Genomic DNA, 21,521 nt, shown 5'->3' with positions numbered 1-21,521 from the left:
GGAGAACCGGACAGGCCCGTCCCACCAGGGGCGGGCCTGCCCGTGCGCGCCGACCCGGTGAAGTGAACCCGTGGCGCAGTCCGGCCAACTCCGGTCACGGGCCTGCTCCTTGAGCTGTGCGGACCCCATACTCGCAGGGTCCCCGCACGGCATCTCCAGGGAGGCACAGCATGGCCTTCACCACCCGTCGCACGGCCCTCACCACCCTCGGCGCAGCCCTCGCAGGCTCGATCGCCCAGCCCGCCGCTCCCGCAGGCTCGATCGCCCTGCCCGCCGCCCCCGCACCGGCGGGCGAACGCCCGCACCGGCCCCGCCCGTTGTGGCGCGCCCACGCCCACAACGACTACGAGCACCCCCGCCCGCTGTTCGACGCCCTCGACCACCGCTTCGGCAGCATCGAGGCCGACATCCACCTCGTGGGTGACCAGCTTCTCGTCGCCCACGACCCGGAGGACCTCGACCCGTCCCGCACCCTCGAGTCCCTCTACCTCGACCCGCTCGCCGCCCGCATCCGGGCCCACCACGGCTCGGTGTACCGGGGACACCGCGGATCGCTGCAACTGCTCATCGACATCAAGACCGAGGGCGCCTCGACGTACCACGCACTCGACCGTCACCTCCGGCGCCACCGGCACCTGTTCACCACGTACGCCCACGGCCGTGTCCACCGCGGTCCGGTCACCGCCGTGGTCTCCGGCGACCGCGCGGCCCGCGCGCCCATGGAGGCCCAGACCGTCCGGCGCGCCTTCTACGACGGCCGCCTCGCCGACCTCGGCGGCCCGGCGCCCGCCTCCTTCCTCCCGCTGGTCAGCGACAACTGGACGCTGAACTTCACCTGGCAGGGCGTAGGTCCCTTCCCCGCCGCCGAGCGGCAGCGGCTGCGGGGCATCACCGAGGCCGCCCACAAGCGCGGGCAGCGGGTACGGTTCTGGGCCACCCCGGACCTGGCCGGGCCCGCCCGCGACGCGGTGTGGGGCGAACTGCTCGCCGCCGGCGTCGACCACCTCAACACCGACGACCTCGCCGGCCTGGAGGCCTTCCTCGACGCCCGGCGGGCGGCTTAGAGCGACAGCGGGACACCACACGTTCGGCGGACAGGTCAGCCGCCCCGACGAACCCTCCGCTACGCCACACTTGCGGCCGAACGCCGTGAACCGGACATGGCGGCGTGGCGGAGGAGTCGACGATGGCCATTTCCATCTCTGTGGTGCTGCTGCTCTTGATCCTTGCGGTGATCTTCCTGCGCAACGGTGGGCTGAAAATCTCCCATGCGCTGGTCTGTCTGCTGCTCGGCTTCTATCTCGCCAGCACCAGCATCGCCCCCACCATCCACAGCGGCATCACGGCGACGGCGGAGATCGTCAGCGGTCTGCGGCCCTGAGCTCAGCCCGAGAACACGCCGATGCCGTTCGGGACAAGGCGCTCGGCGCCGCCGCTGGGGTGGTTGCGCACGGAGACCGTGCCCGCGCCCGGCTTCCGCGCGACCAGCGTCGACGATCCGCCGCCGTCCAGGCTGAAGGCGTCGTGTGCGCCCAGGTTCCGCATGGTGGCGGCGACTTCGGCGATCGTCAGGCCGCTGCGGTAGGCGGCGGCGCCGTCCAGCGCGAGCAGCAGTACACGGCGCCCGTCGTCGGCGATCCCCACGGCCGTGCGGACGGCCGAGGTCGTGTCGTCGAGCCCCGGCAGCGGCTGCCCGCCCGAGAGCACCGGGTAGCCGCCGAGGGCGAGCCGGTACGCGGCGCCGTCCGTCGCCACGAGGCTGTGCTCGACCTCGACCGGTTCACCGGTGGAGAACTTGCGCAGCTGCTGGGCGCCCGCCTCCCGGCCGACCAGCACGGTGGTCCCCGCGGCGATCGGGCCGCTGCCCGGGGTGTCGGCGGCCGAGACGACCGTGCCGTCACGGACCGTCACCTCGTAGGTGTCCGTGCTGCACGGGGCGGCGCGGTCCGTGTCCGTGCCGCAGGTGGCGCGCACCCGGGACACGCTGCCCCACTCGGAGGTGAACGCACCGACCGACCCCACCGGCAGCGCGTACTGATTGAGACCGCCGAGCGGCAGCTGCGCCTCGGCCGTGCGGACCGAACCGGCCAGCGCCAGCCGGTCCAGCCGCGCCCGCCCGTCCGTGCCGACGCCGAAGACATCCTCGGTGGTCGTGCCGGGCGGCAGCTCCGGCCCGAAACGCTGCCCCTTCGGCACGGCCGCCTTGAGCGTCCGCCCGGCCGCTATCGCCGGACCCACACTCGCGCCGGTCGCCTCCACGCCCGGATGCTGCGTCTCGGTGATGTTGAAGAAGTCGCCGTTGACACCGGCGACCGCGCCCTGGGTGTCCGCCATCGCCGAAACCCGCGCGCGGGCGGCCACGGCCCCCGGGTACAGCAGATCGACCCGTACCTGTGGGTGGCCCAGGTCGACCCTCAGCACATGCGCGTGCGTCACCCCCTTCGCCGCCTGGATGTCGAACTCCTCGTACGTCACACCCGGCGCGACCCGTCCGCCCTTCTGGACGGCGCCGGCCGGAGCCGCTCCCGCCAGTCCGGCACCGACCAGTGCGCCGAAGGCCGTGAGAAACGCCAGTACCGCTCTGCCTGCTCCCCGTCGCCTGCGACGACCTGCCACCGTGCCCCCTGATGCCTCGTCAACTGTCGGGACCCTCAGAGGCAGTGCACCAGACGGCGCGGTCCGGCAGGATGGCCGAGCACGCACAACGCGGGAACGGCTGAAAAAACACACCCCTCTGGGTGCTTCAGCAGTCACCCGTTCCGGTGTCGAACGGCGTGACGTGCGCCGGCGTGTGGTCGATCGACAGCCCGGGCCGCCACAGGGTGAGGGCCTGCGCGCTGCACACGAACAGCTGCTCCGGCAGCCGGTCCAGGGCGAACCACCGCCACCGGCCCACGCTCTCCCCGGGCTGGTCCGACGGCTCGCCCCGCCAGGTGGTGACGCGTGCGGCAACGGTCATACGAACGACACCTCCCGCGTCGTCCAGCAGCGTCCCGAGCAAGCGGACGTCCTCGGGCCGCGCCGCGAGCCCCGTCTCCTCGCCGAGCTCGCGCACGACCGTCTCCTGCAACGACTCCCCGGGCTCCACCGTCCCGCCGGGCAGTTCCCACGTCCCGCGCCGGTGCCGGCCCAGAAGAAGCCCGCGCGGCCCGTACAGGACGGCACCCACGCCGAGCGCGGCGTGCGCGGGCGGCGGTTTGTCGACGCGTGGCCGGGAGGACACCCGGACGGGCCGGGTCACCCGGAACAGCCGGTAGGAGGCCCTGTTGCCCTCCTCCGGGGTGTCCAGGACGTCGATCCCCTCCACGCGCAGCCCGTACTCGGTCAGCAGCGCCGTCCAGAGCTCCGGGGTGAGCACCCACATGTGGACGGTGACTTCACCGCCGTCCGCGAGCCGCAGGGCCTCCGGCCGGGCGACGACCCGGTCCGACGGCCCGTCACCCCGGCTGTTGGTGTGCAGCACCGTGAAGCAGTACCTGCCACCCGGCTTGAGCGCTCCGGCGAGGGCGGGCAGCAGCCGGTGCGGATCGATGTACGGGACGGCGTTGATGGAGTAGACGACGTCATACGGCTCGGCCGTGAGCAGATGCTCCACCGCGTCGGCGAGGACCAGCCGCAGCCCGGGCAGTGAGCCGTAGCGGGCGCGGGCCCGCTCGTACTGCCCCGCCGAGGCGTCGACCGCGTCCACCAGCGCCCCGTGGGCCCTGACCAGATGGGCGGCGTGCCGGGCAGGGCCACAGCCGAAATCGAGCACCCGCCGGCCCGTCAGCTCCCCGAGAACCTCGCTCCCGGGTCCGCCGACCGTGAACCCCCAGTCGAACCGGGCCGCCTCGGGCAGCGCCGTGCCCCGTCGCAGATGGTGTGCTCCGTACGCGTCCCATGCCTCGGCGTTGACCGCCTCCGGCTCTCCCCCCAAGGCTCAGCCGCCCGCCACGGCGTCACGCGGCAGCACCGTGACCCGGTGGAAGTTGCACCCGGCGAGCCGCGCTCCGTTGTCCTCGGCCGGAGACGCCTGGTGAGCCTTGAGGGCGATGCTCACCAGACTCAGCAGCAGATCGACGTCCGCCTCGCAGTCGAGGTGGACCGTCACCCAGCCCGATCCGGGCAGCAGGTGGATCGCACTGGAACCGGCGAGGTCGTAGTGGAAGCGCTGTATGGCCCTGCGGGTGAGGTGAAGATCCACGTCCCGCGAGGAGTGGAAGTGGACGATCTCGTCACGGACGGAACGGAGCGCCCGTCCGGTACCGCAACTCGCCGGGCCCGCCTTGAGGTCGGGCCAGGCCTGCAGGCGCTCCATGGCGCGCTGGGCCAGAGTCATGGCCCCATCGTCGCCTGCTTACCGGTCCGCAACCAGAGGTTGAGCGATTTGTAACCGGGACGTGAGGTGGAGGGCCGGGGCAGCTGCCGCCATTTCGGGCGGACTTGACGCGCCTGGATGTCAGGCGGACTCGACGAGTCTGAGGTAGTGCTTCCAGTCCCAGTGCCGGCCCGGGTCGGTGTGGTCGCTGCCCGGAACCTCGTGATGGCCGATGATGTGCGCGCGATTCCTCGGGATGCCGTACCTCCGGCAGATCGCCGCGGTCAGCCGGGCCGAGCGCTCGTACATGACGTCGGTGAAGTATCCGGGCCGGTCCACCCATCCTTCGTGCTCGATGCCGATGCTGCGGGTGTTGTAGTCCCAGTTTCCCGCATGCCAGGCGATGTCGGACTCGCGCACGCACTGGGCGACCCGTCCGTCGGAAGAGCGCACCACGTAGTGCGCGGACACCTTCCTCCCGGGGTTGCGGAAGACGGACAGGGCGCCGGTGTAGGTCGTCTGCGCCACGTGGATGATCACGTAGCGCAGTGGATGGGCTCGTGGCCGGTGGGACGGCGTGTAGTTGCTGCGGCTCGCCGGTCGCCACGCCGCTCCTGGGTGATCGACGACCTGGGGGCGGGCGTCGGCCCGGGTGCCGGAGAGCAGGGTGGAGGGGAGGGCGGTGAGGGCGGCGCCCGCGAGGATGCCCCGCCTGCTGGGGAAGAGGGTGTTCTGTGGCATGGGTGTGTGCCTTCCGGGCTCGGCAGGAGGATGTCTCTTGCTCAACTGCGGAGCTGCGGCCGTTGCGGTCGCGGCCCGCGTGATCAAGTTACGGCGCCTGGCGGCCGGCCCGGGGAGAGCGGCACTGTTCGGTGGACGGGCCTCGTGTTGTGGACAACTCGCTCACCCTGTGGGGTGGTCAGGGCAGGAGGAGCCCTGCCTGCGACCGGTTTCGACGCGCCGTTTCAGCCCTGTCCGGCGAACGCCGCCGGGTCGTCCAGCACCGCCCGGATCACCGAATGGGCGGCCCCCAGCAGCGGCCCCTGAGGGCCCAGCCGCGACACGGACACGGGGCAGGCGGGACCTGCCGTCCGGCAGGCGAGTTCGTCCTGGAGCGAAGGCAGCAGCCAGGGCGCGAGCCCGGACAGTTCGCCGCCCAGGACCACACTCTCCGGGTCGAGCAGGTTGACCGCCCCGGTCAGGGCCACGCCCAGCGCCGTACCGGCGTCGCGCAGGGCGCGCCGTACATCCTCGTCGCCCTGCGCGGCGCGCCCCGCGAGCAGCCCGACCCTGTCCTCGTCGGGTTCCAGACCGGCCGCACGCAGCACGGCCTCCTCACCGGCGTACTGCTCCAGGCAGCCCCGCCCGCCGCAGGCGCACTCCGGCCCGTCCGGCCGGACCGGCACGTGCCCCAGCTCGCCCGCGAAACCGCGCGTTCCGCGCAGCAGCCCGCCGTCCACCACGACCGCCGCGCCGATACCGATCTCCGCCGAGACGTGCAGGAAGTCGCGGGGGGTGCCGTCACCCAGCCAGAGCTCGGCGAGGGCGCCGAAGTTGGCCTCGTTGTCCACGGTCAGCGGGATGCCCGCGGGCAGCAGCGGGCCGAGGTCCGTGTCGTGCCAGCCGAGGTTCGGGGCGCGCACGACGGTCCGGGCGTCGCGCGCCACCAGGCCCGGCACGGCCACGGCGAGTCCGGCCGGCCACAGGCCCTCGCCTTGCGCCTCGACGACGACCTGCCGGATCAGGTCGGTGAGCTCCGCGAGCACGGGCTGAGGGGAGCGGCCGCGGTTCGCTCCCTGTCGTATCGCCCGTGACCGGGTCGTGCCGCGCAGGTCGACGGCACAGACCGCGAGATGGTCGACGCCCACCTCCGCGCCGATGCCGGCCGGACCGTGTCCGCTGACGGCGAGCGCGGAACCGGGCCGTCCGACTCGGCCGGGCCGCTCGGGCCCCAGCTCTTCGAGGAGCCCCGAGCGGATGAGTTCGTCGACGAGGGTCGACACCGCCGCCCGGGTCAGGCCGATCCGCGAGGCGACGGCGGCCCGGGACAGCGGCCCCTCGGCGCGGACCGTGTGCAGGACTCGGGCGAGGTTGCGGCGGCGCATGCCCTGCTGGGTGTCGGGCAGTGCGCGTCCCGGTCCGGCGGAACGGGCCTCGTGCAGCGGTGCGGTCATGCCTGACGCCAGTCCTCAGTGGGTGTCCGTGGGCCGCTCCAGCAGCGGAGCCGCGTCGGAGAGTACCCCGGCGATCCTGGCCAGCGTCTCCTCGTCCCGTTCGACGGCGTCGAGCACCGGCCCGGCCGCCGTGTCCCAGCGGCGCGCGACCGCCGCCGGATCCTCCCCGGTCAGCAGCCCCGCCGCCTGCGCCGCGGCGCCGAGCGCGACCAGCTCCCTGGCCTCGGGCACCTGCACGGGACGCCCCGACAGCCGCCGCACGGTCTGCTGCCAGGCGGTGCCCCGGGCACCGCCGCCGATCAGCAGCAGCGGTTCCGAGGGGTTCGCGTCCTCGTCGAGGACCAGGTCGAGCGCCCCGAGCAGGGAGTGCACGGCACCGTCGTAGGCGGCCTGGAGCAGCTGCCCGCCGGTGGTGTCGTGGCGCAGGCCGTGCAGCAGGCCGGAGGCGTTCGGCAGGTTCGGGGTGCGTTCGCCGTCCAGGTAGGGCAGCAGCGTCACGGCCGTTCCGGGCTCGACGGCTTCGCGGTCCAGGCCCAGCAGCGCCGCGACGCGGTCGACGGCGAGTGTGCAGTTCAGGGTGCAGGCCAGTGGCAGCCAGTCGCCGCGGGCGTCGGCGAAACCCGCCACCGTGCCGCTGGGGTCGGCGGGCCGCCGCTGCGACACCGCGTACACCGTGCCCGAGGTGCCGAGGCTCATCACCGGCACACCCGGCCGCACTCCGAGGCCCAGCGCGGCGGCGGCGTTGTCGCCCGTGCCGGCCGCGACCAGGGTGCCTCGGGAGAACGGCAGGTCATGGCCGTCGCGCACGGTGCCCGCCACCTCGCCGGGCCGGACCACCCGGGGCAGCAGAGCGGGGTCGAGCCCCACGTGCGCCAGGATCTCCTCGTCGTAGCCTTCGGTCCCGGACGCCCACCAGCCCGTCCCTGAGACGTCGCCGCGGTCGGTCGTGCCCTGCCCGGTGAGCCGCTCGGTGAGGTAGTCGTGGGGGAGACGCACCGCCTTCGTGGCGCGCACCGCCTCCGGCTCGTGCTCGGCCAGCCAGGCCCACTTGGTGACCGTGAACGAGGCTGCGGGCACGCTTCCGGTGCGGTCCGCCCAGAACTTCGCGCCGCCCAGTTCCTCCGTCAGCCGGCGGGCCTGCGGAGCCGAGCGCACGTCGTTCCACAGCAGGGCGGGCCGCACCGGCTCGCCCCGTCCGTCCAGCGTGACGAGGCCGTGCTGCTGGCCGCCCACCGACACCGCGGCGGCCTCGTGCGCCGCCTCCCCGCACTGGCGCAGGGCCTCGCGCAGCGCGTCCCACCACTGGCGCGGATCGGTCTCGCGCCCGGCTCCGGAGGAGACCGTGTGCGGCGCATGGCCGCTCGCGACCACCCGACCGGTGGACGCGTCGACGACCAGCGCCTTGGTGGACTGGGTGGACGAGTCCACACCGACGACGAGCGGACCCTCGGCTGCTGACATCGGGCTTCTCCCTACTGCGCGCGGCACGTGTCTCCGTTCGGAGGCACCTTGTCTCTTCCCAGAGAGGTGCTCGCATACTAATTTGTAAATCGGCATGACGAAATAGCCTCAGCGAGCAAGGAGCCGCGGCATGAGCTTCCAGCCCACCCCCGAGGACAGGTTCACCTTCGGCCTGTGGACCGTCGGCTGGCAGGGACGGGATCCCTTCGGCGACGCCACGCGGCGCGCCCTCGACCCGGTCGAGACGGTGCAGCGCCTGGCCGAGCTGGGCGCCCACGGCGTCACCTTCCACGACGACGACCTGATCCCGTTCGGCTCGAGCGACACCGAGCGCGAGAACCACATCAAGCGCTTCCGGCAGGCGCTGGACGCCACGGGCATGAAGGTCCCGATGGCCACCACCAACCTCTTCACGCACCCCGTCTTCAAGGACGGCGCGTTCACCGCCAACGACCGCGACGTGCGCCGCTACGCCCTGCGCAAGACCATCCGCAACATCGACCTCGCCGTCGAACTCGGCGCCCAGGTGTACGTGGCCTGGGGCGGTCGTGAGGGTGCCGAGTCCGGTGCCGCCAAGGACGTCCGCGCGGCCCTGGACCGGATGAAGGAGGCCTTCGACCTGCTCGGCGAGTACGTCACCTCACAGGGCTACGACCTGCGCTTCGCGATCGAGCCCAAGCCGAACGAGCCGCGCGGCGACATCCTGCTGCCGACCGTCGGCCACGCCCTGGCGTTCATCGAGCGCCTGGAGCGCCCGGAGCTGTACGGCGTGAACCCCGAGGTCGGGCACGAGCAGATGGCCGGGCTGAACTTCCCGCACGGCATCGCGCAGGCACTGTGGGCGGGCAAGCTGTTCCACATCGACCTCAACGGCCAGTCCGGCATCAAGTACGACCAGGACCTGCGCTTCGGCGCCGGCGACCTGCGTGCCGCGTTCTGGCTGGTCGACCTGCTGGAGTCAGCCGGCTACACCGGCCCGCGCCACTTCGACTTCAAGCCGCCGCGGACCGAGGACCTCGACGGCGTGTGGGCCTCTGCGGCCGGCTGTATGCGCAACTACCTCATCCTCAAGGAGCGCGCCGCCGCTTTCCGTGCCGATCCTGAGGTACAGGAGGCGCTGCGCGCGGCCCGTCTGGACGAGCTGGCCCAGCCCACCGCCGCGGACGGCCTGCAGGCGCTGCTGGCCGACCGTTCCGCGTTCGAGGCGTTCGATGTGGAAGTGGCCGCCGCGCGCGGCATGGCGTTCGAGCACCTGGACCAGCTGGCGATGGATCACCTGCTGGGGGCGCGTGGCTGAGCCACGCGCGCGTGGGGCCCGTCGTCCGGTCACCGCGGCCGGCCGACGGGCCCTGTCGTGCCGCGGAATCGTCCGATCCACGCCATGAGTCCGTATCAGCTTCCGTACGCCCCTCCCCGCGCGAGCGGTGCGCGGCGACGCTGGACGGTATGGCCCTGCCGCCCGTACCACCCCACCCGCCCGGGCCTCCCCGGCGCCGGAATCCGCTGTTCATCCTGCTCGCCGTGCTCGTGGCCGTGGCAGCCGTGTCTCTCGTGGTGCTCATGGCCTCGGGCCGTGGCGACTCGTCGGACGGGGAGCCGCCCGGCGAGAGCACGACTCGCACACCCGCCCCGTCCTTCGGCATCCCCACCGAGCTGCCCACCAGCCTGCCGAGCCGGCTGCCGACCCGGTTGCCGTCGGGCTTCCCGACCCGGCTGCCGAGCGATCTGCCGAGCGGCTTCGAATCGCTCGTCCCGTCCCTGGACCCCGGCGAGCTTCTGCCATGACACCTGCTGCGCTGTGCCGCCTCGAAGGTCTTCAACCAGGCGAACCCGTTGCGGGTCGTACCCCCTAAGGGGAGTCTTCATCTCTCGGCGCGAGTTCCGCCGAAGTCGGGGCCGTCACCGAGGCCAGGGCCGTCGCCGGATCCTGGGCGGCGCCTCCCGCGGGCTGCCAGCGGCCGCTTTCCTTGCGGTAGGGCCACCAGCGGCCGTCCCGGGCGAGGCGGAGCTGGACCGGTGCCCCGACGACCGTCCACCGATTGCCCCGTGCCCGCAGTTCCGGCCGTTCGCCGGTGTCCCAGGCCGAGTCCAGGGCGGCACGCGCGCGTGCGAGCGTTTCGCCCTCCACGCGCCACTGCGCGTCGAGGACGGACAGCGCGGCCGTCCCGCCGTGACGCCAGGCGCGCACGGCCGTCGCCAGCCCTTCCCGTCCGCGCCCCGACCCGTCGGCGAGCCGGTCGGCGACATCCCGCCCGGGATCGCCCGCGGCCAGCCGTACCGCGTCCTGTGCCGGCGGCAACTCCGCGGGGAAGCCACCCCGAAGCGCCTCCTTGAGCAGGCCGTGGGCCCGTACGGCCGTCCGGGCGGCCAGGAACTCCAGCGCGACGGGGTCGAGGCCGGAGGCGGGCGGCGTCTCGGTGTCGAGGGACGGCGGCGCCCCCGGCTCGTCGGGCAGAGCGGGCAGCGACGGCAGCGGGGGCAGGATGTCACCGGCCGAGTACGCCTCGGCCGCGTCCACGCCCTCCGGCGCCGACGCCTGCGCGGCGGACGCACTGCTGCGCCTCTGGAGATCGTCCAGCACCGTGCCCTCAGTACGCCCCCGCATCAGCAGCAGTACGAACGGGTCCTGGTCCAGCAAGCGTGCCACCTGGTAGCAGAGTGCCGCCGTGTGCCCGCAGTGGTCCCAGGCCCCGCAGTCGCACTCCGGCTCCAGATCACCCAGGCCGGGCAGCAGTTCGACGCCCGCGTCCGCCGCGTCCTCGACCAGGTGCGGCGGCATCTCCCGGTCCAGCAGCGCCGCCACGTGACCGGCCCGCTCCGCCGCCATGTCCAGGAAGCGGTCCCACTGTTCGGGCGAGAGCTCCTCCAGCAGGACGTCGGCCCGGTGCGCCGTACGGTCGCGGTCGAGGACGACGGCCGTGAGCCGCCCCGGGCGCACCGACACCGCGCCCACCGCACCCGCGCGGGCGAGCCGACGGCCGGCCTTGAGCTGCGCCGAGTCCAACGCCGTGCCTTCGAGAGCCTGCAGCCAGGCCAGCCCCCACCAGGTCTGCGCGAAGCCCCGCCCGTGCGTGGGCGGCAGTGCCGCGAAGGTGCGTTCCGTGTCTGTCTCGCGCCGTGTCATCGCAGGCCTCCTCGCAGTTCGACCAGATCCGCCAGTTCCGCGTCGGTCAGTTCCGTGAGCGCCGCCTCACCGGCCCCCAGGACCGCGTCCGCCAGCTCCCGCTTGCGCAGCAGCAGGTCGGCGATGCGGTCCTCGATCGTTCCCTCCGCGATGATCCGGTGCACCTGCACGGGGCGGGTCTGGCCGATGCGGTACGCGCGGTCCGTGGCCTGTGCCTCGACGGCCGGGTTCCACCAGCGGTCGTAATGCACGACGTGCTCGGCCCGGGTGAGGTTCAGACCGGTGCCCGCCGCCTTCAACGAGAGCAGGAACACCGGGATCTCGCCGTCCTGGAAGCGCCGCACCATGGCCTCGCGCTCGGCGACGGGCGTCCCTCCGTGCAGGAACAGCGAGGGTGTGCCGCGGGCGGCAAGATGCCGTTCCAGGAGACGGGCCATCTGCACGTACTGGGTGAAGACCAGCACGCCCGCCTCCTCGGCGAGGATCGTGTCGAGCAGCTCGTCGAGCAGCTCCAGCTTCCCTGAGCGCCCGGCGATCACGGGGCGCTCCTCCTTGAGGTACTGCGCCGGATGGTTGCAGATCTGCTTGAGCCCGGTCAGCAGCTTCACGATCAGGCCCCGCCGCTCCATGCTGCCGGCGCCGGAGATCTCCGCGAGCGCCTCCCGCACCACCGCTTCGTACAGGGCCACCTGCTCCTGGGTGAGCGACACCGCGCGATCGGTCTCGGTCTTCGGCGGCAGCTCGGGCGCGATCCCCGGGTCCGACTTGCGGCGACGCAGCAGGAACGGCCGCACGAGCCGGGCCAGCCGGTCGGCTGCGGCCGGGTCCTGGCCGCCCTCCACGGCCTCCGCGTACCGTCGGCGGAAGGTGCCGAGCCGGCCCAGCAGCCCCGGAGTCGTCCAGTCGAGGATCGCCCACAGCTCCGACAGGTTGTTCTCCACCGGGGTGCCGGTGAGCGCCACGCGCGCGCGTGCGCCGATGGAACGCAGTTCGCGCGCGGTCGAGGAGTACGGGTTCTTCACGTGCTGGGCCTCGTCCGCAACGAGCATGCCCCACGGCACCCCGGCGAGCCGGGACGCGTCCAGGCGCATCGTGCCGTACGTGGTGAGCACGAACTCCCCGTCGGCCAAGTCGTCCAGACCGCGCCGAGTCCCGTGGAAGCGCCGCACCGGTGTGCCGGGCGCGAACCGTTCGATCTCCCGCTGCCAGTTGCCCATCAGAGACGTCGGGCAGACCACCAGGGTGGGCCCGGCGGACAGTGCGTCGCACTGGCGGTGCAGATGGAGGGCGATCAGCGTGATCGTCTTGCCGAGTCCCATGTCGTCGGCGAGACAGCAGCCCAAGCCGAGCGACGTCATACTCGCGAGCCAGTTCAGGCCCCGCCGCTGGTAGTCCCGCAGGGTGGCGGCGAGGGCGGCGGGCTGCTCCACGGGCTGCTGCCCCTCGGGGCTCGCGAGCCGCTCCCGCAGATCCGCCAGCCATCCGGTGGGCCGCACCTCGACCCGGCGGCCCTCCACCTCGGCCCAGCCCGTCAGGGCCGCTCCCAGGGCGTCCACCGGCGTCACCCGGCGGTCCTGCCGGGAGCGGGCCAGGCGCGCTTCCTGAGGGTCGACCAGGACCCACTGGTCACGCAGTCGCACCACCGGCCGCTTCGCCTCGGCCAGACGGTCCAGCTCCTCCCGGTCCAGCCGTCGGTCGCCCAGGGCGAAGGACCAGGTGAACGCGAGCAGTGCGTCGGCCGACAGGAACGACGGCATGGCCGCGAAGGACGTGCCGGACTCCGGCTCGCCGTCGTACGGCCCCACCTCCGCGCGCGTGCCGAGCTCACGGGAGAGTCCCTTCGGCCAGTGCACATCGACCCCGGCCGCGCTCAGCGCCCGGGCGCCCGTCCCGAGAAGCTCGGTGACGTCCTCGTCGGCGAGTTCGGCCGCGTCCGGCACGGTCGCCGACAGCAGGGGCGCAAGTGGGGCCCAGGCCCGGGCCGCACGGCGCAGGGCGAGCAGCGCGTCCATCCGGGCCCGCGGGCCGAAGGTCTCGCCCAGGGACCCGGCCCAGACGTCCGCGGCGTCCGCGACCAGCGCCGGATCACTGACGCTGTGCACCTGCAGCACGGCCCGGAACGTCACGCCCGCGCCGTCGTCCGCCGACTCGGTGAGTCCGTCCGCCTCGATCCGCAGCGACAACCGGACGCCCGCGTCGTGGCCCGCGGCGACATCGGCGGCCCAGGCGCGCTGCTCGGGCAACCGCAACGGATCCGGCGAGGCGTAGGCGGGGCCGCCCGTCACCAGTGGTGCGGCGGGGGAGCGGGGCAGGGTGTCGGTGACCGCGTCGAGGAAGGCGCGCAGGAGCTGCTCCGGGTCGGGCAGCCGCAGTGGCCGGGTGCCTTCGAGAGGCACGGCGTGCGCCTCGGGGGGCATCGCGGCGGCGAGACGGCGCACGGCCTCGATGTCCTGGGCGCGCAGCGGACCCGTGCGCCAGGCGTCGTGGTCGCCGGCGGACAGCCCCGGCAACAGCAGTCCACGGGCGACGAGGTGCAGGGCGTGCAGGGCCGCCGCGCCCCAGAAGACGGTGGACCGGTGCCCCTGCCCGCCGGCACGCGCGCGCGTGAGGACCGGCAAGGCCGTGCGAACGGGCACCAGGACGGCGGGCAGGCTCGTTTCCCCGACCCCACCGTCGTGAGGCACGGCGACCGTCAGGTCCGTGACGGACGCGGACGCCACCACGGGAAGGGGAGCGCCGTCAGGCCGCCAGAAGGCGACGCTGCCGGTGCGTGCGGGATCGCCGGGCAGGAACACGGCGCGGCAGAAGGCCAGTTCGGAATTGCCGGAGGAGGGTGCCGGGTGATTCTGACGCTTGGCTATGGCGTAGTCCTCAAATTTGACTAGTGGGCGCGGAGCCGCTGAGAGTACAGCACTTTCGGTGCGCATGGGTATGGCTGTGCTGTGAGCTGGGTCACTATGGAGGTCTCAGGGGTGCGTCGGGGCGCACCTCAGGGATGTCTCAGGGTCGCGGTCCGGAACCGCCGTGGACGCGGGTCCGTTTTCGAGACAGAGAGCGGCAGTGGCCGCGAAGGAGGCGACAGTCATGTCGAAGAACGCCAAGATCGCCGCGGGCGGTGTGGCGGTCGGGCTCATCCTGCTGATCTGGCTGCCCTGGTGGGCAGCGCTCCTGATCATCCTGGGAGTCCCGGCCGCCGCGTACCTCACCCTCGACCCATCGCAGCGGCGCAGGCTGCGCCGCGCCACCCGCAAGGAACTCGGCCGCTGAGCCGCCGGCTCCGTACGACCCGGCCGGGCACCGCAGGGGCCCGGCCGCACCGGCTCAGTTCGGCCGTACGGCCATCTTGTCCAGTGCCTCCAGGAGGCTCGGCAGTTCCGGCCCTCTGCCGACCGGCAGAACCTCACCGGGCTCCTCGTCGAGCAGTACGAACGCGATGTCGTCGGTCCTCGCGACCAGCGACCAGCCCGGACCGTCGGCCCGCAGGGTCCGGGCGTCACCCGGCGCGAAGGACGACCGGACCCGGCCCAGCGGCGGCGGCGAGTCGATGTAGGCGCGGGCCTCCGCGAGAACGCGCCGGATGCCGCTGTGGCCACCCTTCTGGGCGTTCGCCCCGCTCCCGTCCGGACCGTCGGCCGCCCCGCTCCCGTCCGCCGGTGCCTCAGCGGACTCCGGCGCCGGGAACTCCGCGTCGTCGACCTGCTCCCGCCATGTGGCCCACTGCAGCGCGATCTCGTCCGCGCCCAGACGCCGCTGGGCGGGGCCCCAGACGCCGGTGTCCGGCGGGGTGAGCGGGGGCCGGTCGTCGGCCTCCGGACCCGGATCGTGCGGCGCGGGCACCCCGGGGGCCGCGACGGCGACCGCGAGAGGCCAGCCGGGCAGGGCCGCGACGACCGTGCGCTCGTCGGGCGACAGCTCGTACTCCATGCCGCAGTCCCAGGACGCGATCGCGACGGCCACCAGCGAGACGTCGTCGATGGCCACCGTCCACCGGGCGCCCTCGCCGTCCTGGCCGAGCACCAGCCCGTACCCGTCGGCGAGCGGCGCGAGGCCGAGCGCCGCGCATGCCTCGGGATAGTCGTCGCCCAGCACACTCGGGAACTTCGCCGGCGTCAGCAGCACCGCCGTGAGCACATAGAGCGCATCGTCCGCGGCGGCGACGGCTTCCTCGTCCGTCCCGGCCATCCCAGCCTCCCCATCGGTTCGTCCACCGGCGCGCACCCTAATGCGCCCGCAAGCCCCTTGTCACGGCCTCGCAGGCGCACTCGGAGCTGCAGTTTTCCGGCGGACGGGGCGAATCGGCCGTCCGGGACCTGCAGATCATGCCGCCGGCAGCCCCAGCAACTCGCGGGCCACGGTCTCCGGCGGCCGGCCGCGCTCACGGGCCAGCGCGACCACGGCCCGGCAGGCCAGTTCGTTCACACCGAACGACAGCGCCTCCGGCGACACCCAGCCGGCCGCTTCGTCTGCCCGCTCCGGGTCGTTCTCCGCGGAGGCCGTGACGTAGGTCGCCGCCGCCTCGAAAAGATTGTGCGGACGCTTGTCCCCACCGGTTTTCGGCTCCGTGCGCAAGACATCGGCGACCCTTCCCCCGGCTCTGCGGAACCTGCCCCACATACTGACCACCTTCCCCTGCCGTGGCCGGTCGTTCATCTCCCGGTCACCAACGTAAAGTTGCAGAACCTGTGGCAGAAGGGGGACGGCACGGTGAAGCGCTTCTCACGGCTCGAACAGATCCGGCGGATGGACCCGTACGAGGAGGCCACGGAGATCTACCGGCTCAGCGTGGCGTACGAGTTCCCCTGGGACTTCACACGCGCCCTGGAGCTGGCCCTGTACCGCACGTACGCCGTCCCCGCCATCGGCAGGCTGCTCGCACGCACGGCTGAGCTCACGGACCGGACGCAGAAGCGCTACGACGACACCTCGCTGCTGCTGGACACCATCGTCGAGCACGGTTTCGGCAGTGAGCAGGGCAGGACCGCGGTCCGCCGCATCAACCAGATGCACCGCAGCTACGACATCAGCGACGACGACATGCGCTACGTGCTCTGCACCTTCGTCGTGATGCCCAAGCGGTGGATCGACGCCTACGGCTGGCGCAGGATGTCACGCCACGAGATCGTCGCCAGTGTGGTCCACTACCGCACCCTGGGCCGGCACATGGGAATCAAGGAGATCCCCGAGACCTACGAGGAGTTCGAGAGCTGCCTCGACGCGTACGAGGCCGCCCACTTCGCCTGGGACGAGGACGCCCGGCGCGTCTCGGACGCCACGCTCCGCCTGATGGCCTCCTGGTACCCCGGCCCCCTCGCGCCCCTGCTGCGCACCACGACCCTCGCGCTGCTCGACGACGCGCTGCTGCACGCCTTCCGCTACACCCCGCCGAGTGCCGCCACGCGCGCGTGGGTGCGGCGTGCCGTCCGGCTCCGGGGCCGCGCCGTTCGCCTGCTGCCGCCCCGGCGCACCCCGCACTTCGCCCGCCAGAACCGGGAGATCAAGGGCTACCCGTACGGCTACCGGCTCGCCGACCTGGGCACCCGCCCGGTCCCGGGCGTCCGGGGCTGCCCGGTGCGGCACGCTGCGCCGGATGCCCAGGCGGGGTGACGCGGGGCCGGACGCCCAGGGCACGGCGACGCGGTGGCTCAGTCCTCGCGTACGGCGAGCGCCAGGAAACGGGAATCCTCGTCGACGTACGACGTCAGGCGCCATCCCGCACCGGCCAGCAGCGGGCGGAGGTTGGGCTCGGCACGCAGATCGTCCGGGGTGAGCGGGCGGCCGTGGCGTGCCGCGAGAGCCGCCCTGCCGATCGGGTGGAACAGCGCCAGCACCCCACCGGGACGCACCACGCGTGCCAGCTCCCGCAGGTCCTCGGCCGGGCTCCCGAGGTGGGAGATGAGACCCGCCCCGAACACGGCGTCCAGCGACCGCGAGCGCAGGGGCAGCGCGGCGACGTCCGTGAGCAGCAACTGCCCGTCACGGTCCCGCCCGGCCCGCACGGCCTCGCGCAGCATGGCCGGCGTCAGATCGGCCCCGAGGACCACCCCCGAGGCCCCCACGGCGGCTCGCAGCGGCGGCAGGGCACGTCCGGTGCCGCACCCCGCGTCCAGCACCCGGTCGCCGGTACGCAGTCCGAGCTCGGCGATCGCGGCCGCGTAGGCAGGACCGTCGTCGGGGAAACGGCTGTCCCAGTCGGCGGCGCGGGCGGTGAAGAACTCCTGGACACGCGTCTGCTCGTCGCTCATGTACCGCATGATTCCTCACCGGCACGGATGACGCCTCAGTGCACACGTTCGAGCGCGACCCGATCGTTCCGGTACAGCCACGGGTCATATTCCAACACCTTTCGAAACGCGCCCCCTTCGTGCGCCTGTGCCGGGTCTAGCGTCCCGGGGCCATGGGACACCTGGACCACGCAGCCCTGGGGTGGCTGACCCCCGCACTGTCGTACGTGATGGCCTGCACAGGCGCCGCGCTCGGTCTGCGCTGCACCGTCCGCGCGCTCGCCACCACCGGGCGCTCGCGCCGCAACTGGCTCGTCACCGCCGCCTCGGCGATCGGCACCGGCATCTGGACCATGCATTTCGTGGCCATGCTCGGTTTCGGCGTCACCGGCACCGACATCCGCTACGACGTGCCGCTCACGCTGCTGAGCCTGCTCGTCGCCATGGTCGTCGTCTGCGCCGGCGTCTTCGCCGTCGGCTACAGCAAGGACCGCGGCCGCGCCCTGCTCGTCGGCGGGCTCACCACCGGCCTCGGCGTCGCGAGCATGCACTACCTGGGCATGGCGGCCGTCCGGCTGCACGGCGACGTGACCTACGACCCGCTCCTCGTCGCACTCTCCGTGTTGATCGCCGTCGTCGCCGCCACGGCGGCCCTGTGGGCGGCCCTCAACATCAAGTCGCCCGTGGCGGTCACCATCGCCTCCCTGATCATGGGCGCTGCCGTCAGCAGCATGCACTACACGGGGATGTTCGCGGTGGGCGTGCGCGTCACGCCCTCGGGGGAGGCCCTGCCCGGGGCCGCGGCGATGCAGTTCATCTTCCCCCTCGCCGTCGGCCTCGGCTCCTACCTCTTCCTGACGTCGGCCTTCGTCGCGCTGTCGCCGACGCAGGGGGAGCGTGCGGCGTCCGCCTCGGCTCAGCGCCCCGTTCAGAGCGCCGCCCCCTAGCCACGAGGCGGCCCGACACCCCAGACCGTCGCTGAGCGGCCCCGGGGCCAGGGCGCGCCTCGCGGCGAGCGCGCCCGGCGGACGAGGTGGGGCCGTCTCAACGGTCCGGGTGGCGGTGGCGTACCCGCCCGCATGGACAGCCCCCTTTCCGGCCCGGCCAGGCGCTCCGAGGTTCACGGGTGCCCCCTGCCAGGACGCCGGCCCTCAGCCCTCCGACCCACTCCCGAGCGAGGAGTCCATGCGCACACCCCGTAGGACCGCCACAGCCGGCGCCGAGACGCCGTCCCCTCCCGTGCGCGGACGCCGCGCGCACGCCGGGCCACCGGCCGACGAGAGCCCCGACACGCCCTCGGACGCCGCGCCGGACGAGGCGCCCGCGCGCGCGGTGGGCTGGCGCATACGCCCCCGCACCGTACGCGCCAAGATCGTCTGCCTGCTGATGGTGCCGGTCGTCTCCCTCCTGGCCTTGTGGGGGTACGCCACCGTCACCACCGCCCAGGACGTCTCCAGGCTGCGGCAGGTCCAGCGCGTCGACGCCATGGTCCGCGCCCCCGTCTCCGCCGCCGTCACCGCCCTCCAGGCCGAACGCGCCGCTGCCGTACGTCACGCCACCCACCCGTCCGCCGTCCGGACCGACGAACTGGACGAGCTCGCCCGGCGCACCGACCGGGCCGTCGCGAAACTACGGCTCGGACAGGGCGCCACCGTCGCCGACAGCGGGGAACTGCCCACCGGAGTCGCCCGGCGGCTGAAGACGTTCGTCTCCGGTGCCGAGCAACTGCGGCCACTGCGCACCGCGGTACGGGAGCGGCGCGCCGGCTGGGCCGAGACGTACGACCGCTACACCCGGACCATCTCGGCCGCTTTCGGCGTCGGAGGCGTCCTCACCGGCATCCGGGACGCCGACCTCGGATCCGACGCGCGTGTGCTGCTCGAACTGGCCCGCGCGGGCGAGGCCTTGGCCCGAGAGGACGCGCTGCTGGCGAGCGCCCGCCTGGACGGCACCCTGTCGGGAGAGCGACTGCGGCTCTTCACGGGCGCCGTCGAACTGCGCCGTACGCTCACCGAGTCGGCCGTCGCGGACCTGAGCGGCATCGAACGCTCCGCGTGGGAGGCCCTCGCCGACAGCAGCGCCTACGCCGGCCTGGGGGACGCCGAGGACGTCGTCCTCACCCGGGGGCCGGGCGCGAAGGCGGTCGAAGCGGCACCCGAGAACACCTGGAACACGGCACACGCACGCGTGCAGAACGGTATGCGCACCATCGAGGACGACGCGGCACGCGGGGTCGCCGAGCGGGCCGACCCGTTCACCCGAGGCCTGCTCACCCCGGCCGGCGCCGCCGTCCTGCTCGGCCTCGCCGCCGTCGCCGCCTCGCTCGTCATCTCCGTGCGCATCGGCCGCGGCCTCGTGGTGGAACTGGAAGGCCTGCGCAACAGCGCCCTCGAGATCGCCCGGCGCAAACTGCCCGACGCCATGCGCAGACTGCGCGCGGGCGAGGAGATCGACATCCGCGCCGAGGCCCCGCCGGAAGCGCCCGCGGAGGACGAGACGGGGCAGGTCGCCGAGGCCCTCACCACCGTGCACCGCGCAGCGCTGCGGGCCGCCGTGGAACGCGCCGAACTCGCCAGCGGAATCTCCGGCGTCTTCGTCAACCTCGCCCGCCGCAGCCAGATCCTCGTCCACCGGCAACTGGCCCTCCTCGACAGCATGGAACGCCGCTCCGACGATCCGAACGAGCTGAGCGACCTCTTCCGCCTCGACCACCTCACCACCCGCATGAGGCGCCACGCGGAGAGCCTGATCATTCTCTCCGGGGCCGCGCCGGGCCGGGCCTGGCGCATGCCGGTCTCCCTGACCAACGTGGTCCGCGCGGCCGTCTCCGAAGTGGAGGACTACGCGCGCGTGGAGGTACGGCAACTCCCCGAGGCGGCCGTCGTCGGGGCGGCCGTCGCCGACCTCACCCATCTGCTGGCCGAGATCATCGAGAACGCCGCCCAGTTCTCCCCGCCCCACACGCGGGTGCGCGTCACCGGCGAACCCGTCGGCAACGGCTACGTCGTCGAGGTCGAGGACCGCGGCCTCGGCATGGGCAAGGAGACCCTCGCCGAAGCCAACCGCCGCATCGCCCAGTCCGAGGCGCTCGACCTGTTCGACAGCGACCGGCTCGGCCTGTTCGTGGTCAGCAGGCTCGCCGCCCGGCACGACGTCAAGGTCCACCTGAGGACCTCCCCGTACGGCGGCACCACCGCGGTCGTCCTGCTGCCCACCGCTCTCCTCCATGCGGGCGCGGCAGCACGCTCCCCCGAAGCGGTGGAACCCGCGCGGCAGTCCGAGGAACGCGCCTACGCGCGCGTGCCCGACGACACACCGCACCAGGACGCCTTCCCCGCCCAGAGCGACCGGCGGGCCCTCGTGGCCCCCGTGCCGTCCGCCGCGGAGTCCGAGACCTCGCCTCACGCGGATCCCTCCCGTCGCGCGGAGGCTTCGCGACACGAGGAAAGCTCAGGTCACGCGGACGGCCTGCGTCACCTGGAGACCCCGAGCCAGACCCCACCCCCAGGAGTCGCCACCTTGCGACTGCACCGCCCACCGCAGCAGCCCGAAGACTCCGACGACCTCCCGCGCCGCGTACGTCAGGCCAGCCTCGCACCCCAGCTGCGCGACAAGCGCCCCGAGGAACAGCCGCCGGTGCCCGCCCCGCTGGATGACGAGCGAACACCCGAACTCGTACGGGACCGCATGGCCGCCTACCGCGACGGCTGGGCGCGCGGCGGCGGCAGGCAATCCGGCCGCGGTACCACTCCCGGCCCCACGGGCAGCGACAGCAGCGAAGGAGACCCCGCATGATCCAGGACCCGAGCACACAGTCCGCCCGGCGATCCGGCGAACTCGACTGGCTGCTGGACGATCTGGTGTTCCGCGTGAGCGACATCCGGCACGCCGTGGTGCTGTCCAACGACGGCCTCGCCGTGGGCGCCTCGTCCGGCCTGCGCCGCGAGGACGCCGAGCACCTCGCCGCGGTCGCCTCGGGCTTCCACAGCCTCGCCAAGGGCGCGGGACGGCATTTCGGCGCCGGAGGAGTCCGCCAGACCATGGTGGAGATGGACGAGGCCTTCCTGTTCGTGGCCGCCGCCGGCGACGGCTCCTGCCTCGCCCTCCTCACCGCCGTCACCGCCGACATCGGCCTCGTGGCCTACGAGATGGCCCGCCTGGTCAAACGCGTCGGCGAGCACCTCGGCACGGCGCCTCGCACGGCCGCGCGGCCACCCGCCGCCGGATGAACCGGGAGAACGGTC

Annotated in this window: 20 protein-coding genes; 9 read left to right on the top strand and 11 right to left on the bottom strand. The window is 73.3% G+C overall.

The window, feature by feature from the left end:
- Nucleotides 1–170: 170 nt before the first annotated feature.
- Both ACZ7EG_RS32330 and ACZ7EG_RS32325 read left to right on the top strand, forming a co-directional pair.
- A complete protein-coding gene (locus ACZ7EG_RS32330) occupies nt 171–1,064 on the top strand; it encodes a phosphatidylinositol-specific phospholipase C/glycerophosphodiester phosphodiesterase family protein (RefSeq protein WP_471086730.1) in 894 nt (297 codons plus the stop codon).
- A gap of 122 nt (nt 1,065–1,186) precedes the next feature.
- Nucleotides 1,187–1,381, top strand: coding sequence for a hypothetical protein (locus ACZ7EG_RS32325; protein WP_471086727.1), 195 nt, complete (start codon nt 1,187–1,189; stop codon nt 1,379–1,381).
- A gap of 2 nt (nt 1,382–1,383) precedes the next feature.
- On the opposite strand, the gene ACZ7EG_RS32320 is transcribed toward ACZ7EG_RS32325, so the two are convergent.
- The 6 genes from ACZ7EG_RS32320 to xylB all read right to left on the bottom strand — a co-directional run bounded on the left by ACZ7EG_RS32320 (nt 1,384) and on the right by xylB (nt 7,932).
- Nucleotides 1,384–2,616, bottom strand: a complete 1,233-nt coding sequence (locus ACZ7EG_RS32320; protein WP_471086724.1) for a phosphodiester glycosidase family protein — start codon at nt 2,614–2,616, stop codon at nt 1,384–1,386.
- A 127-nt stretch (nt 2,617–2,743) separates the two neighbouring features.
- Nucleotides 2,744–3,916, bottom strand: coding sequence for a bifunctional class I SAM-dependent methyltransferase/NUDIX hydrolase (locus ACZ7EG_RS32315; protein ID WP_471086721.1), 1,173 nt, complete (start codon nt 3,914–3,916; stop codon nt 2,744–2,746).
- 3 nt (nt 3,917–3,919) lie between these two features.
- Complete coding sequence (locus ACZ7EG_RS32310) at nt 3,920–4,318, bottom strand: luciferase domain-containing protein (RefSeq protein ID WP_471086718.1); 399 nt, start codon at nt 4,316–4,318, stop codon at nt 3,920–3,922.
- Nucleotides 4,319–4,438: 120 nt separating this feature from the next.
- On the bottom strand, nt 4,439–5,038 hold the full coding sequence (locus ACZ7EG_RS32305) for an N-acetylmuramoyl-L-alanine amidase (protein WP_471086715.1): 600 nt from the start codon (nt 5,036–5,038) through the stop codon (nt 4,439–4,441).
- 224 nt (nt 5,039–5,262) lie between these two features.
- A complete protein-coding gene (locus ACZ7EG_RS32300; protein WP_471086712.1) occupies nt 5,263–6,471 on the bottom strand; it encodes an ROK family protein in 1,209 nt (402 codons plus the stop codon).
- 15 nt (nt 6,472–6,486) lie between these two features.
- A complete protein-coding gene (gene xylB / locus ACZ7EG_RS32295; protein ID WP_471086710.1) occupies nt 6,487–7,932 on the bottom strand; it encodes a xylulokinase in 1,446 nt (481 codons plus the stop codon).
- A gap of 130 nt (nt 7,933–8,062) precedes the next feature.
- On the opposite strand from xylB, the gene xylA reads away from it, so the two are divergent.
- Nucleotides 8,063–9,229: a xylose isomerase gene (xylA, locus tag ACZ7EG_RS32290; protein ID WP_471086707.1), complete on the top strand. Its 1,167-nt coding sequence runs from the start codon at nt 8,063–8,065 to the stop codon at nt 9,227–9,229.
- 149 nt (nt 9,230–9,378) lie between these two features.
- On the top strand, nt 9,379–9,717 hold the full coding sequence (locus tag ACZ7EG_RS32285) for a hypothetical protein (RefSeq protein ID WP_471086704.1): 339 nt from the start codon (nt 9,379–9,381) through the stop codon (nt 9,715–9,717).
- A gap of 64 nt (nt 9,718–9,781) precedes the next feature.
- On the opposite strand, the gene ACZ7EG_RS32280 is transcribed toward ACZ7EG_RS32285, so the two are convergent.
- On the bottom strand, nt 9,782–11,056 hold the full coding sequence (locus ACZ7EG_RS32280; RefSeq protein ID WP_471086701.1) for an SWIM zinc finger family protein: 1,275 nt from the start codon (nt 11,054–11,056) through the stop codon (nt 9,782–9,784).
- On the bottom strand, nt 11,053–13,983 hold the full coding sequence (locus ACZ7EG_RS32275; protein ID WP_471086698.1) for a DEAD/DEAH box helicase: 2,931 nt from the start codon (nt 13,981–13,983) through the stop codon (nt 11,053–11,055). The genes ACZ7EG_RS32280 and ACZ7EG_RS32275 overlap by 4 nt, the downstream gene beginning before the upstream one ends.
- A 157-nt stretch (nt 13,984–14,140) precedes the next feature.
- Here ACZ7EG_RS32275 and ACZ7EG_RS32270 point away from each other — a divergent pair, with 157 nt between their 5' ends.
- Complete coding sequence (locus tag ACZ7EG_RS32270) at nt 14,141–14,323, top strand: hypothetical protein (RefSeq protein ID WP_114250647.1); 183 nt, start codon at nt 14,141–14,143, stop codon at nt 14,321–14,323.
- A gap of 54 nt (nt 14,324–14,377) precedes the next feature.
- On the opposite strand, the gene ACZ7EG_RS32265 is transcribed toward ACZ7EG_RS32270, so the two are convergent.
- Nucleotides 14,378–15,238, bottom strand: a complete 861-nt coding sequence (locus ACZ7EG_RS32265; protein ID WP_471086695.1) for a hypothetical protein — start codon at nt 15,236–15,238, stop codon at nt 14,378–14,380.
- 135 nt (nt 15,239–15,373) lie between these two features.
- On the bottom strand, nt 15,374–15,670 hold the full coding sequence (locus tag ACZ7EG_RS32260; protein WP_471086692.1) for a hypothetical protein: 297 nt from the start codon (nt 15,668–15,670) through the stop codon (nt 15,374–15,376).
- Between the two features lie 90 nt (nt 15,671–15,760).
- Here ACZ7EG_RS32260 and ACZ7EG_RS32255 point away from each other — a divergent pair, with 90 nt between their 5' ends.
- On the top strand, nt 15,761–16,660 hold the full coding sequence (locus ACZ7EG_RS32255) for an oxygenase MpaB family protein (protein ID WP_471087168.1): 900 nt from the start codon (nt 15,761–15,763) through the stop codon (nt 16,658–16,660).
- 38 nt (nt 16,661–16,698) lie between these two features.
- Here the strand turns inward: ACZ7EG_RS32255 and ACZ7EG_RS32250 are convergent, their stop codons facing one another.
- Entirely contained in the window at nt 16,699–17,298 is a 600-nt protein-coding gene (locus ACZ7EG_RS32250; RefSeq protein ID WP_471086689.1) for a class I SAM-dependent methyltransferase, read from the bottom strand.
- 152 nt (nt 17,299–17,450) lie between these two features.
- Here ACZ7EG_RS32250 and ACZ7EG_RS32245 point away from each other — a divergent pair, with 152 nt between their 5' ends.
- The 3 genes from ACZ7EG_RS32245 (at nt 17,451) to ACZ7EG_RS32235 (ending at nt 21,506) form a co-directional block, all read left to right on the top strand.
- Nucleotides 17,451–18,224: an MHYT domain-containing protein gene (locus ACZ7EG_RS32245; protein ID WP_471086686.1), complete on the top strand. Its 774-nt coding sequence runs from the start codon at nt 17,451–17,453 to the stop codon at nt 18,222–18,224.
- Nucleotides 18,225–18,462: 238 nt separating this feature from the next.
- Nucleotides 18,463–21,072, top strand: a complete 2,610-nt coding sequence (locus tag ACZ7EG_RS32240) for a sensor histidine kinase (protein WP_471086683.1) — start codon at nt 18,463–18,465, stop codon at nt 21,070–21,072.
- Nucleotides 21,069–21,506 carry a roadblock/LC7 domain-containing protein gene (locus ACZ7EG_RS32235; RefSeq protein WP_471086680.1) on the top strand — a complete coding sequence of 146 codons (438 nt, stop codon included), beginning with the start codon at nt 21,069–21,071 and terminating at the stop codon, nt 21,504–21,506. The genes ACZ7EG_RS32240 and ACZ7EG_RS32235 overlap by 4 nt, the downstream gene beginning before the upstream one ends.
- Nucleotides 21,507–21,521: the final 15 nt, after the last annotated feature.

This window comes from Streptomyces sp. NPDC037100 (genome assembly GCF_055606225.1).
This window is presented reverse-complemented; position numbering and strand designations above follow the sequence as displayed.